Source organism: Leucobacter chromiireducens (genome assembly GCF_003917135.1).
GTDB lineage: Bacteria > Actinomycetota > Actinomycetes > Actinomycetales > Microbacteriaceae > Leucobacter > Leucobacter chromiireducens_A.
On record NZ_RPDI01000015.1, the window covers coordinates 1 to 12953 of the forward strand.

Annotated in this window: 11 protein-coding genes; 1 reads left to right on the top strand and 10 read right to left on the bottom strand. The window is 71.6% G+C overall.

Annotation, left to right across the window (positions count from 1 at the left end; translation table 11 throughout):
* The 10 genes from EGM46_RS08635 to argC all read right to left on the bottom strand — a co-directional run.
* Window positions 1–1893, bottom strand: a 1893-nt coding sequence (locus tag EGM46_RS08635; protein WP_241156251.1) for a lamin tail domain-containing protein, incomplete at its 3' end; no start/stop codon positions are given.
* Window positions 1894–1991: 98 nt separating this feature from the next.
* Window positions 1992–3644 (bottom strand): transporter, encoded by a 1653-nt coding sequence (locus EGM46_RS08640; RefSeq protein WP_125099757.1) that lies wholly within the window; start codon window positions 3642–3644, stop codon window positions 1992–1994.
* Complete coding sequence (locus EGM46_RS08645) at window positions 3626–4396, bottom strand: ABC transporter ATP-binding protein (RefSeq protein WP_125099758.1); 771 nt, start codon at window positions 4394–4396, stop codon at window positions 3626–3628. Before EGM46_RS08645 ends, EGM46_RS08640 begins: the two co-directional genes overlap by 19 nt.
* A gap of 54 nt (window positions 4397–4450) precedes the next feature.
* Window positions 4451–5749, bottom strand: a complete 1299-nt coding sequence (locus tag EGM46_RS08650; protein ID WP_125099759.1) for a citrate synthase — start codon at window positions 5747–5749, stop codon at window positions 4451–4453.
* A gap of 208 nt (window positions 5750–5957) precedes the next feature.
* Window positions 5958–7058, bottom strand: coding sequence for a succinyldiaminopimelate transaminase (gene dapC, locus EGM46_RS08655; RefSeq protein WP_125099760.1), 1101 nt, complete (start codon window positions 7056–7058; stop codon window positions 5958–5960).
* Window positions 7059–7060: 2 nt separating this feature from the next.
* A complete protein-coding gene (gene fdxA, locus EGM46_RS08660) occupies window positions 7061–7381 on the bottom strand; it encodes a ferredoxin (protein WP_125099761.1) in 321 nt (106 codons plus the stop codon).
* A 108-nt stretch (window positions 7382–7489) separates the two neighbouring features.
* Window positions 7490–8212 carry a prepilin peptidase gene (locus EGM46_RS08665; protein ID WP_125099762.1) on the bottom strand — a complete coding sequence of 241 codons (723 nt, stop codon included), beginning with the start codon at window positions 8210–8212 and terminating at the stop codon, window positions 7490–7492.
* Window positions 8212–9117 (bottom strand): acetylglutamate kinase, encoded by a 906-nt coding sequence (gene argB / locus EGM46_RS08670; protein ID WP_125099763.1) that lies wholly within the window; start codon window positions 9115–9117, stop codon window positions 8212–8214. Before argB ends, EGM46_RS08665 begins: the two co-directional genes overlap by 1 nt.
* A gap of 6 nt (window positions 9118–9123) precedes the next feature.
* Window positions 9124–10284 carry a bifunctional glutamate N-acetyltransferase/amino-acid acetyltransferase ArgJ gene (argJ, locus tag EGM46_RS08675; RefSeq protein WP_125099764.1) on the bottom strand — a complete coding sequence of 387 codons (1161 nt, stop codon included), beginning with the start codon at window positions 10282–10284 and terminating at the stop codon, window positions 9124–9126.
* 55 nt (window positions 10285–10339) lie between these two features.
* On the bottom strand, window positions 10340–11389 hold the full coding sequence (gene argC, locus EGM46_RS08680) for an N-acetyl-gamma-glutamyl-phosphate reductase (RefSeq protein ID WP_125099765.1): 1050 nt from the start codon (window positions 11387–11389) through the stop codon (window positions 10340–10342).
* A gap of 151 nt (window positions 11390–11540) precedes the next feature.
* On the opposite strand from argC, the gene EGM46_RS08685 reads away from it, so the two are divergent.
* Entirely contained in the window at window positions 11541–12944 is a 1404-nt protein-coding gene (locus tag EGM46_RS08685) for an HNH endonuclease signature motif containing protein (RefSeq protein WP_125099766.1), read from the top strand.
* The last annotated feature ends 9 nt before the right edge of the window (window positions 12945–12953 follow it).

Here is a 12953-nt window from a genome sequence, read left to right on the forward strand (position 1 = left end):
CGTCGCCGCGGGTGCCGCCGCCGCGGGCGCCGTCGCCGCGCTCGCCGGCAGCGGCGCCGTCGCGAAGCCCTCGTTGTTCGCGTTGGGCAGCTCGGCTGGGCGCGCGTAGTGCGTCACCTCGGGCGTCGCCGTGCCGTTCAGCGTCAGGAACGCCGCGTCGCCCTGGCAGCCGTCGTCGCAGACCGCCCACAGGCCACCGCGCACGGTATCCCAGTCGAGCGCCATCACTCCGCTGAGGCCCGGCTTCACCTCGGCGACGCGCTGCGCGCTGCCGTCCGAGTTGAGCGCGAACGCGAACACCTGGCCACCGTCCTCAACGGCGACGAAGAAGAGTCCATCCCCGTGCAGCGGGTAGGCCGCAGGGTCGTAGCCCGCGCCGGTGTTCGCGTCGACGAGCTTCCCAGCGAGGTCGGCATCGGCCACCCACTCCACGGCCTCGATCCCGAGGTTCGCGCTCACCTGCGGCAGCAGGGCCGTGAGATCCCACTCGGTGGTCGCCACGACGTCAGGGCCGGCCGCCTCCGGGTCGATCTGCATGACCACGTTGAAGTTGACGCCCTTCGCACTGTTGTCGCGCTCGGAGGCGAGGTAGATGAAGCCGTCGTTCGCGGCGGTGATGCCCTCCGTGTCGGGGCCCGCCGCGCGCGGGTTGTCCGCGTCCTTCTGGAATCGCGCGCGCTTCCCCTCGGCCCAGCCGGGCGCGAACGACGCGCTGCCGTCGGCCTGCGCGTTGAGCTTCCAGAACCGACCCTCGCCGTTGTCGACCGCCCACAGGACGAGCCCGTCGGCCGTCGCCTGCGTGTCGAGTCCCGAGCTGTCCTCGCGGAACATCTGCGTCGCGTCCACCGCGGTCACCGCGGCAGCGCCCGGCCACGTCTCGTTCACGTAGCCCGGCGTCTCGCCGCCGCCGTCACCGCCGCCGTCGCCGCCGCCCGTGTCCGTCGCGCAGCGGTTCGCCGCGCCGGGCGTCGGGTGCGCGAGCACGAACGGGCCGGTGCCGCCGGTGCAGCGCGCGAGCGTTGCGAGGCTCGTGTCCCCGCCGAGCGCGGCGTGCGCCGTCCACGCGCTCGTGTCGTCGATCAGCGTGCCAGCCGGGTCGAAGAGCCGGATCTGGTCGGCGCTGCCGATCCCGATCGCCTCGCGGAAGAGCCCGGGCTGCGCGCCGACGGTGCCGAGCGAGTTCTCGTCGACCACGAGGTACGCGCCGCCGGCGAGCGTCGCGCCGGCCGGGAACTTCCAGCTGTGATCGTCGGAGTTGTCGCGGAGCTCGTAGCCAGCGAGGTCGAACGCCTCGGTGCCCGTGTTGACGAGCTCCACCCAGTCGGCCGGCTGCGAGTCCACCTCGCTGAGGCGCAGCGTCGCCGCCGGCTCGGGCTCGGTCGGCTCGGCAAATCGGTTCTCCGCCCCCTTCGTCGGCTCGAGGGTCTCCGCCCACTCCCCGGCCGGCGTGAGACCCAGCGTCTGCGCCGCGTGCGCGGTCCAGCTGACCTGGTCGACGAGCGCGCCGCTCGCGTCGAACAGCCGCACGGAGTCGGCCTTCCCGAGGCCGAAGTCGAACGCACCAGCGCCGGTGTTCGTGTCGAGCTCGTCGAGCACGAGGAACGCCCCGGGCTCCACCGTCGTGCCGGCTGGGATCACGTACACGTGCGTGTCGTCGCTGTCGCGCACGCTCGCGCCGCCGAGGTCGACCGCCGTGTCACCGATGTTGCGGAACTCGATCCAGTCGCCCGGCGTGCCCCCGTTCGACTCGATTTCGGACAGCTGGACCCCTGCGAGCGGCGCGGGATCCTGGCCGGGCGCAGCGAGGGCGGCGCCGACCGGCGACAGCGTGAGACAGGTGGCCCCGATCGCGCCTGCGGCAAGCGCGGCGAGCGGGCGGACAGTTCTCGGCAACGTAACTCCTTCGTGATGGATGGTGCGAAACCATCGCATCAGTCGGAGGTTGCCGACGCGCGAACACCGCGCAAACGCACGGTGTCCGCGCGCGGAATCTACCCCTGCGCCACGACCCTCGCGAGCAGCTCGGGTGCCTTGCGGTCGTAGATCGCCGCGCCCCAGCGCACGCCGAGCCAGCACACGAGCGCACCGCTGACCAGGCCAACCGCGAGCGTCAGCCAGATGAAGAGCGGCTGCCCGGTGACGCCGGCCGCGATGGTGAGCCCGATCGTCGGCAGGGCGACCACCGCGAGCGAGCCGTAGGATCCGACCATGCCGATGAGGCTCAGCATGCCGGCACCCGGCTTCGAGGCGAAGGGGTTCTCCCCCGACTGCGGGACGGGCATCACGAAGAGCGCCGAGCACACGCTGGCCACGCCGAAGCCGCCGAGCGTCACCGCAGCGGTGAGCCCGAGCAGCGTCGGCAGCTGGTCGAAGCGGCCAACGATCGCGGTGGTGACGATCGCGACGATCACCACGGCGGGCACCGCGATGATCGCGTTCGCCCAGATGCGGCCGAGCCGATCGTCGACGCCGCGCACCCCGCGCAGGATGTGGGTGCTGAACGCGGTGCCGTCGTACGAGATGTCGGTGAACGTGCTGAGCGACAGCATCACGGCGACCAGCACGGTCGATCCGGGGAGCATGATCGTCGCCCCCGTGCTGTTCGCGACGAAGGCGAACAGCACGGGGAGCACGAGCACCACGAGGAGGCTCTGCAGGTAGCGCGGATCGCGCAGCCAGTACGTGAACGCGCGTGCGGCGACCGCGCCGCGCGGCGTGTCGGGGAAGCGCGCGAACCAGCCGGCGCCGCGCGCGGCGGTCATCCGCGATCCCTCGCTCAGCGTGCCGAGGCTCGCGCGATAGAGGGAGCGCCACGCGAAGAACAGCGCGAGCGGGGTGGCGAGCGCGATGAGCAGCTTGAGCGCCGCGATCCCCCACGCGCCGCGCGCGAGCTCAGCGGGAACCGCCCACACGGCACCGAGCGGTGACCAGGAGATTCCCTCGGCGACCGCGGGGAGCCGCTCGGCGAACGTCGCGGCCCCGTCCGTGACGGCCGCGAGGATCGGGCCGGCGCACACGAGCAGCAGGATCACGATCCCGCCGATGATCTCGCGGAACCGGCGGCTCGATGTGGCGCGCGAGAGCGCCGTGATCATGAGCTGGCACGCGAGCACGCAGGTGAGCGCGGCAACCGGGGCGAGGAGGATCGCCGCGACCACCGCGGCCGGCGAGCGGAACCAGGTCGCCGCGGTCGCCGCCGAGACGAGCAGGGTCACGATGCCGGGGACGCCGAGCAGGCTCGCGGCGACGATCCCGCTCAGCTGCGTCCCGGCGCTCATGGGGAACATCACGAGCCGCGCGGGATCCAGGGTGCGGTCCATCCCGGATGACACGATCGGTCCGAGCATCCAGCCCAGGATCAGGGCCGCGCCGCCGAAGATCAGCACGGTGCGCGCGAGCTGCGGATCGAGGCCCGACGCGGTGATGAGGCCGACGAGCACCATGCCGAGCACGCCAAGCCCGTACAGCGCGCCGATGATCGCGCCGACCAGCTGCCAGGTGTGTCGCGTCAGCGTGTTCCACATCACCCGGAAGCGCAGGCGCACGAGCACGCGAATGCGCGCGAGGGCGCCGGTGCGCGGCTGCGCAGCTCCGCCGAGGGGCGCAATGCTGTGCGGGATCGGGGCTACGCCTGGTTCAGCCATGACGGGCCCTCCAGGTGCTGCCGACCGCCGACCAGCTCAACGAAGCGATCCTCGAGCGTTGACTCACCGCGCACCTCGGCGACGGTGCCTGCCGCGAGCACGCGTCCGTTCGCGATCACCGCGACGTGGTCGCACATGCGCTGCACGAGATCCATGGAGTGGCTCGACACGATCACCGTGCCGCCGCCGCGCACGAACCCCTGCAGGATGTCGCGGATGTTCGCCGCGGAGACCGGGTCGACCGACTCGAACGGCTCGTCCAGCACCAGCACGCGTGGCGCGTGGACGAGCGCGCAGGCGAGCGCGATCTTCTTGGTCATGCCGGCCGAGTAGTCGACCACGAGGGTGTTCCGCGCGTCGTTCAGGTCGAGCATCGTAAGGAGGTCGGCGCAGCGGCGCGCGACCGTCTCGGCGTCGAGCCCGGACAGGAGGCCGTTGTAGGTGATGAGCTGCTCGCCCGTCAGCCGGTCGAACAGCTTCACGCCGTCGGCGAGCACCCCAACGAGCTGCTTCGCCTCGGTGGGCTGCGCCCACACGTCTACGCCGTGGATCAGCGCCTGGCCGAACTCGGGCCGGAGCAGCCCCGTCGCCATCGAGAGCGTCGTGGTCTTCCCGGCACCGTTCGGGCCGACGAGGCCGTAGCACGACCCCGCAGGGATACTCAGCGAGATCCCGTTGACGGCGATCTTCTCGCCGAATCGCTTGGCGAGCCCGCGCATCTCGACCGCGGCCTGGTGAGTGAGAGTTTCCATACATTCACCCTAGCGACCGCGCGCACCGCGTCCCCTCCCCCGCGAGGGGGAAATCTAGCGGTCCAGGTGCCGCTCGGGCGAGCCGATGTACAGCTGCTGCGGGCGGCCGATCTTCGTCTGCGGGTCCTCGCGGGCCTCGCGCCACTGCGCGATCCAGCCGGGCAGGCGGCCGATCGCGAACAGCACGGTGAACATGCGCGTCGGGAAGCCCATCGCCTTGTAGATCACGCCGGTGTAGAAGTCGACGTTCGGGTAGAGCTTGCGCTCCTTGAAGTAGTCGTCCTCGAGCGCGATCTGCTCCAGCTCCTGCGCGAGGCCGAGCAGCGGGTCGTTGACGCCGAGCTCCTGGAGCACCTTCGCCGCGCTGTCCTTCACGATGCGGGCGCGCGGATCGTAGTTCTTGTAGACGCGGTGTCCGAAGCCCATGAGCTTCACGCCGTCTTCCTTGCGCTTCACCTTCTCGACGAAGGTTTCGACGCTCTGCCCCGAGTCGCGGATCTGCGCGAGCATGTCGAGCACGGCCTCGTTCGCGCCGCCGTGGAGCGGGCCGGAGAGCGCGTTGATGCCCGCGGAGATGGAGGAGAACATGTTCGCGCCGGTCGAGCCGACGAGGCGCACGGTCGAGGTCGACGCGTTCTGCTCGTGGTCGGCGTGCAGGATCAGCAGCTTGTCGAGCGCGTCGACGAGCACCGGGTTCATCTCGTACTTCTCGGCCTTGTTGCCGAAGTTGAGGCGCAGGAAGTTCTCGACGAAGCCGAGGTTGTTGTCCGGGTACAGGAACGCCTGCCCGATCGACTTCTTGTGCGCGTACGCCGCGAGCACGGGGAGCTTCGCGAGCAGGCGGATCGTGTTCACCTCGACGAACTCGGGCACCGCGGTGTCGAGCGAGTTCTCGTAGTAGGTCGACATCGTCTGCAGGCCGCCGGAGAGCACCGCCATGGGGTGCGCGGTGTGCGGCACGCCCTCGAAGTAGTAGCGCATGTCCTCGTGGAGGAGCGTGTGGCGCCGAATCTCGTCGTCGAACGCGGCGAGCTCGTCGGCGCTCGGCAGCTCACCGTAGATGAGCAGGTACGCGACCTCCAGGAACGTCGACGCACGCGCGAGCTCCTCGATCGGGTAGCCGCGGTAGCGCAGGATCCCCTCGTCGCCGTCGATGTACGTGATCGCCGACTTGGTCGACGCGGTGTTCACGAAGCCGTAGTCCAGCGCGGTGTAGCCGCTCTGGCGAGTGAGCGTGCTCACGTCGATGGCGGACTGGCCACTCACCGCTTCCTGGATCGGCAGCTCCGCCGATCCGCCGGGGAAGGTCAGTTTCGCTGAGGCCGAGCCCAGGCCCTGAGTCGATTCGGTCACGTCGTCTCCTCGTGGGGTCTCATGTGTGGCGAGGCGTCGGGTGCGACGCCGCCATTCCTACACCTTAGCGGCTCCGCGCGGAGCCGCGTCGCGCGACGTAGATCGCACGCATCACCTCAGAATATCTTGACGTCGAACAAAAAGTCGATTCGTCGCCGGTGTCGCACCCGCTCAGGAGCAGTTTCGCCGCGCCTGCTCGGGCCGTCAGCTACGCCGCGCTGATCCGGCTCGCCGCGGCCGAAATGTCGGTGTCGCTCGCGGTGAGCGCCAGCCGCACATGCTGCGGCGAGTGGTCGCCGTAGAAGTGGCCTGGGCCCACCACGATCCCGAGCTTCGCGAACTCGGCAACGCTCTCCCACGCGTCGGCGCCGCGCGTGGCCCACAGGTAGAGCCCGGCCTCGCTGCCCTCGATGCGGAAGCCCGCGGCTTCGAGCGCTGGCCGCAGCACATCGCGCCGCGCACGGTAGCGCTCGCGCTGCTCGGCAACGTGCGCCTCGTCGGCGAGCGCGGCGATCATGGCCGCCTGCACCGGCGCCGGCAGCATCAGTCCGGCGTGCTTGCGCACGGTGAGCAGCTGCGCGACCAGCTCGGGATCCCCCGCGAGGAACGCCGCGCGGTAGCCGGCGAGGTTCGACTGCTTGCTCAGCGAGTACACGCTCAGCACACCCTCGTGGGAGTCGCCGACGACGGCGGGGTCGAGGATCGACGGGATCCGCTGCCCATCCCACGGCGCGTCCCAGCCGAACTCGGCGTAGCACTCGTCGCCGGCGATCACGGCGCCGAGCTCGCGTGCGCGCGCAACCGCGGCGCGGAGCCGCTCGGTGTCGAGCACGCGTCCGTCCGGGTTCGACGGCGAGTTCACCCACACGAGCCGCGTGTGCTCGGGCCAGTCGGCCGGGTCGTCTGCGGCGATCGCGTCGGCCCCGACGAGGGCGGCGCCCATCGCGTAGCTCGGGTACGCGATCCGCGGGAACACGACGGCCTCGCCGGCCCCGATCCCGAGCAAGAACGGCAGGAGTGCGACGAGCTCCTTCGAGCCGACCGTCGGCAGCACAGCGTCCGGCGCAACGGTCACCCCGCGGCGGCGCAGGAACCACTCGGCGATGGCCGCGCGCAGCGGCGCGGATCCGGCCGTCGCCGGGTAGGCGTGCGCGTCAGTCGCGTTCGCGAGCGCGTCGCGCACGCTCTCGGGGCTCGGGTCGACGGGCGAGCCGACGGAGAGATTCAGCGCCCCGTCCGGGTGGCTGGCGGCCTCGGCCGCGTAGGGCGCCATCGCGTCCCACGGGTAGTCGGGCAGCTGACCGCGCACGGCTAGTCGCCCTGCGGCGGCAGCACCGCGACGACGGGGTGGTCGAAGTCGTAGACCCCCACCTTCGCTGCCCCGCCCGGGGAGCCGATCTCGTCGAAGAACTCGACGTTGGCCTTGTAGTAGTCCGACCACTCGCCGGGCAGATCGTCCTCGTAGTAGATCGCCTCGACGGGGCAGACGGGCTCGCACGCGCCGCAGTCGACGCACTCATCCGGGTGGATGTAGAGCATGCGGTCGCCCTCGTAGATGCAGTCAACGGGACACTCGTCCACACAGGCGCGATCCTTCACATCGACGCACGGCAGAGCGATGACGTAGGTCACGTCGCCCCCTTTCACTCGGCACTACGAACAACACCGCCAGTCTACCGGTGCGAGCGCGGCTCCGTTCGCGCGCGCCTCGGCGGGGCGCTTCTCGCGGGGCGATGCGCGTCAGGCCCCGGCGCGCATGGCGGTCCCGGCGATGGGGGCGAGCCAGCTCGCGGCGAGGATCGCCGGGCCGAGGGCGAGTTCGGCGCGCGGCCGGGCGGCTGCGCGGTGTCGTGTGAGCCGGAGCGCGGCGGCACACGCGACGACGAGGAGGGCGGCGGCGAGGAGGGCGGGGAACAGTTCGATCGCGTCGCGCGGCGCGCTCAGTGTCGCCCCGAGTACCGCGAGCGGCAGCAGTTTCACGTCGCCTGCGCCGATGGCGCTGCGGTCGCGTCGCGGGCTCGGCCCTGCCGCGGGGAGCCAAGCCGCGCGGAACCAGGCCGCGAGAAGCCAGGCCGCTGCCGCCAGCGCCCCGGCGCACGCCGCGATCCCGATCGAGACGAGCGCGCGCCGCGGCTCCCCCGCGAGGACCCAGGCCGCCGCGAGCGGCAGCGCGGTGCCGAGCGCTGCCGCCCCGAGCACGGCGTTGGGGAGGCGGTGCGCGCGGAGGTCGGCGGCGCTGAGCCAGGCGCTCCCGCAGGCGTAGGCGCAGACCGCGAGCAGCCAGGCGCCGTCCGCGAGCGGGGCGCCGTCCGGCGCGCCGCTCCCCCAGCCGAGCGCACCGGTGCCGGCGAGGAGCGCACCACCGATCGGCGCGAGCGCGACGAGCACCCGCGCACCGGGCGGAAGCGCCCGGAACTCGGCGAGGAGACTGCGCGCTGCGCCGCCCCCTCGCCGCGCCAGCATTACTCCGGCGTCACTTCGGTGCCGATTCCCCGCTCCGTGAAGATCTCGAGCAGCACCGAGTGCGGCTCGCGCCCGTCGATGATCGCCGCCTTCGAAACCCCGCCGCGCACCGCGTCGAGGCACGCGCGCATCTTGGGGATCATTCCCGATTCGAGCGACGGCAGCATCTCCTCGAGCTCCGTCGCCGAGATCGACGAGACGAGCGAGTCGCGGTCCGGCCAGTTCGCGTAGAGCCCGGCGACGTCGGTGAGGATGACGAGCTTCTCCGCCCCGAGCGCTGCGGCGAGCGCGCCGGCGGCCGCGTCGGCGTTGATGTTGAGCGAGTCGCCCGGCCGGTCCGCGTCTGGTGCGATCGAGGAGACCACGGGGATCAGGCCGGCTTCGAGCAGCGCGAGCACGGGCTCGACGCGCACGTCAACGACGTCGCCGACGAGCCCGAGATCGACGAGTTCGCCGTTCACCTCGATGGGCGGCCGGCGGCGGCCGACGAAGAGCCCGGCGTCTTCTCCCGTGGTGCCGGCGGCGAGCGGGCCGTGCGCGTTGATCTCGTCGACGAGTTCGGGGTTCACCTTTCCGGTGAGCACCATGCGCACGACGTCCATGGTCTCCGGGGTGGTGACCCGGTAGCCGCCTTTGAACTCGCTCTCGATGCCGAGCCGCGCCAGCATCGCGTTGATCTGCGGGCCGCCGCCGTGCACGACGACGGGCCGGATCCCGGTGTGGCGCAGGTACACGACGTCCTCGGCGAAGGCCGCGAGCAGCGCGTCGTCGACCATCGCGTTGCCGCCGAACTTGATCACCATGATCGCGTCGCGGAACTTCTTGAGCCACGGCAGCGACTCGATCAGCACCTGCGCCTTTTCGGCCGCTTCGGTGTGGTCCATGGGGTCCAGTGTGGTGGTCATGGTGTCCTAGCTCGAGTACGCGCTGTTCTCGTGCACGTAGTCGTGCGTGAGGTCGTTCGTGCGGATCGTCGCGCTGTGCGATCCGGCGAAGAGCTCGATCTCGACGTGGGTGCGGCGCGGCGTGAGGTCGCAGTCGTCGACGGGGCGGTCGGGGGCGCCGGCGTGGCAGAGGCGCACGCCGTTGAACGACACGTCGACCTGGTACGGGTCGAAGGCGGCGTCCGTGGTGCCGATCGCGGCGAGCACGCGACCCCAGTTGGGATCGTTGCCGAAGATCGCGGCCTTGAAGAGGTTGTTCCTCGCGACCGAGCGTCCCACCTCGACGGCGTCGGCCTCGCTCGCAGCCCCGCGCACCTCGATGTCGATGTCGTGGCTTGCCCCCTCGGCGTCGGTCTGGAGCTGCGCGGCCAGGCTGTCGCAGACCTGCACGAGCGCCGCGGCGAACTCTGCCTCGTCTGGCGTGACACCCGACGCCCCGCTCGCGAGCAGCGTGACCTGATCGTTCGTCGACATGCAGCCGTCGGAATCGAGCCGATCAAAGCTCGGCGCGGTGGCGCCGCGGAGCGCGCGATCCAGCGCAGCGTCATCGAGCACGGCGTCGGTGGTGATGACCACGAGCATCGTGGCGAGCCCCGGCGCGAGCATGCCAGCACCCTTCGCCATCGCGCCGATGGACCAGCCGGCCCCCGTGTGCACGGCGGTCTTCTCCACCGAGTCGGTCGTGAGGATCGCTGCGGGTGCGGTCGTGTCGTCCGCGGCGAGGCGCGCAACCAGTTCGGGCACGTTCCCCACGATCTTGTCGCGGAATGCCTGGTCGCCGGTGCCGATGAGGCCGGTGGAGCAGACCAGGATCCGCTCTGCGGCGTCCGCGTCGCCCAGCTGCGCGGCAACCGCCTCGGCCGTGAGCCGCGTCGTCTCGTAGCCGAAGTCGCCCGTGAAGCAGTTCGCGCCACCCGAGTTCAGGATGATCGCCCGCGCCGGACCGTTGTCCGCGACCTTTCGGCTCCAGAGGATCGGGTTGGCCTGCGCCCGGTTGCTCGTGAACACGACGGCGCTGGCCTGGGCCGGCCCGTCGTTGACCACGAGTGCGAGGTCGGGCTTCCCCGTGCTCTTCAGGCCGACGGCGATGCCTGCCGAGCGGAAACCGGCTGGGGTGGTGACGGTCACGGTGTCTCCTTGGTGCCGCACGCGCGGCGAGTAGTGGATAGGACGTCTGGTGCGGTTACGGCGCGACGCCGTTAACGCTGAGCCCAGTGGTTTCTGGGAGGCCAAGCGCGATGTTCGCGGACTGAATTGCGGCGCCTGCGGTGCCCTTCGCGAGGTTGTCGAGTGCGGCGACCACCACAACGCGACCGGCGGCCTCGTCCACCGCGACGCCCATGAGGCAGGTGTTTGCCCCCAGCGTGTCGGCGGTGCGCGGGAACACGCCCTCCGGCAGCACGTGCACGAACGCCTCGTCGGCGTACGCGGTCTCCCACGCGGCACGCACCTCGGCCGCCGTCACCCCGGGCGCGAGGCGGGCGGTCGATGTCGCGAGAATGCCGCGACTCATCGGCACGAGCACCGGGGTGAAGCTCAGCGTCACCGCGGACGATGCGCCGGCCGCGCGGAGCGCCTGCTGGATCTCCGGAATGTGGCGGTGGCTGCCGCCAACAGCGTATGGGTTCGCGGTCCCCATGAGCTCCGCGCCCAGCAGGTGCGTCTTCGCGGCTTTGCCCGCGCCCGACGGGCCGACCGCGAGCACGCTCACGATGTCGGCGGGCTCGATGACCCCGGCCGCAATGCCAGGCGCAAGGGAGAGCGCCACCGTCGAGGCGTTGCATCCCGGCGCGGCGATCCTGCTCGTGCCGACCAGCGCGTCGCGCTGTTTTCCGGCCCCGGCGACGATCAGCTCGGGCACGCCGTACGTCCACGGCTCGTGGTGCTCCCCACCGTAGAACGCCGCCCAGTCCGCCGCGCTCGTCAGCCGGTGATCCGCACCGCAGTCCACCGCCAGCCGCACATCGGTGAGCTGGGCGGTCAGCTCCCCCGACGCGCCATGGGGCAGCGCGAAGAACACGATGTCGTGGCCGTCGAGGACCTCGGGCGTCGTGGCCTGCAGCGTGAGGTGCGCGAGTGAGCGCAGGTGCGGCTGCGATGCGATGAGCGGCTGGCCAGCGGTCGAGTGCCCGGTCACCGTTCGCACCTCGAACTCCGGATGCCCCGCAAGCAGGCGGAGGATCTCGCCTCCGGCATAGCCCGATGCTCCCGCTACCGCCACGCTGTACGTCATCGACGCTCCTTTCGATTGCGCTCCCCCTATTCTGGCACCTCGCGGACGGCCGACGCGCTGTTCTCCACAGGCGAGCACGTCCATGATCCCGATCCGCGTCTGCCTGTGGATAGCGTCTGCGCGGCCGCGCGATACCTGGCTGAATGGGGTCATGTCTCCCAGCACCTCACTCCCAACGCCCGAAGCGGCGTCCGCCCAGCACCGCATCATCGACCGCGTGGAAGCGCTGGAGCGCGAGCAGCGCGCTCGCGATGCCGAGCGGATGTCGCTCCTCGCCGCGGCGCTCGCCGGCGCGCTCGACCCGGAGTCCGCGGAGGGCACCGGGGGCGGCCCCGCCGCGCCAGCTGCCAGGCGAGGCCCACCGACGTTTCGTCCCGGCATGCGTGAGCTGCGCTATCGCGCGCTCCGCGCCGAGATCGCGACCGTGCGGCAGCAGTCCGAGCGGTGCGTTGATGCCGAGCTCTCCGCCGCGCATGCACTCACCTCCCAGTACACGCGCACGCACGAGGCGCTCGGCGCTGGCGAGATCGCGCTGGATCACGCGATCGTGATCACGTCGGCTGGGACGACGATCGGGCCGGGCGACGACGCGGAGACCGTCGCGCGGCGCGGCGCATACGAGGCTGCCGTCGTCTCCGAGGCCACGCGCACCACCGCGCACCGGCTCCGCCCGATCGCCGCGCGGCTCGCCGCCCAGGTGTCGCCGCGCTCGCTCGCCGAGCAGCACACCGCCGCCCGCGAGCGCCGCAGCGTGAGACTCGTCGACCTGGAGAACGGGATGGCAGACCTCGTCGCACACCTCCCCCTCAGCGAGGCGCACGCGATCCACGATCGAGTGACCCGCATCGCCACCGCGGTGCGGCGCGCGCCGCAGGCGGCCGAGTCTGCGCAGCACGGCGCCGAGGAGCGCAGCCTCGACCAGCTCCGCGCGGACGCCCTCGCGGATCTCCTGCTCGCGGCGTCCCCGACCGGGCTCTTCGCCGGCAGCCCCGAGGAGGCGGTGCAGGCGCGGATCCAGCTGATTGTCCCCGCCCCGGTGCACGGCGACGCTGGCTCGCTCCCGCCGCCGCCCGAGCTCGTGGGGCGGGGCCTCGTCGACGGTGACACCGTCGGCAGTTTTCTGCTCAACGCCAGGTGGTGGGAACGGATCACCACCACGGCTGCCGGGGAGATCACCGCGATCGATCGGTACCGGCCGGGCGCCGCGCTCCGCAAGCTCCTCCGCGCGAGGGATCTCCACTGCCGCTTCCCGGGGTGCCGGGTGCCGGCACACCGCTGCGACATCGACCACACCATCGACTACACCAGGGGCGGCGCCACCGCGCAGGAGAACCTCGTGCACCTCTGCCGGGGGCATCACTCCGTGAAGCACCACACCGCCTGGCGCTCCACGCAGGCCCCCGACGGCACGCTCACCTGGGAGACCCCCACCGGGCGGAGGCGGGCAGAGCCGCCGCCGAGCCGGGTGCGCTTCGCGCGCCTCACGCTTCGGGAACCGCCGTCTGGCGCGGGGCCAGGCCCACGCCGGGCAGTCGAGACCGATGTTCCGTTCTGAGCGGGGCGC

Excerpts from the sequence above, each read along its gene's own strand:
- EGM46_RS08640 (WP_125099757.1), bottom strand. The coding sequence starts at position 3,644 with ATGGCTGAACCAGGCGTAGCCCCGATCCCGCACAGCATTGCGCCCCTC.
- EGM46_RS08645 (WP_125099758.1), bottom strand. The coding sequence starts at position 4,396 with ATGGAAACTCTCACTCACCAGGCCGCGGTCGAGATGCGCGGGCTCGCC.
- EGM46_RS08665 (WP_125099762.1), bottom strand. The coding sequence starts at position 8,212 with ATGCTGGCGCGGCGAGGGGGCGGCGCAGCGCGCAGTCTCCTCGCCGAG.
- argB (WP_125099763.1), bottom strand. The coding sequence starts at position 9,117 with ATGACCACCACACTGGACCCCATGGACCACACCGAAGCGGCCGAAAAG.
- argC (WP_125099765.1), bottom strand. The coding sequence starts at position 11,389 with ATGACGTACAGCGTGGCGGTAGCGGGAGCATCGGGCTATGCCGGAGGC.
- EGM46_RS08685 (WP_125099766.1), top strand. The coding sequence starts at position 11,541 with ATGTCTCCCAGCACCTCACTCCCAACGCCCGAAGCGGCGTCCGCCCAG.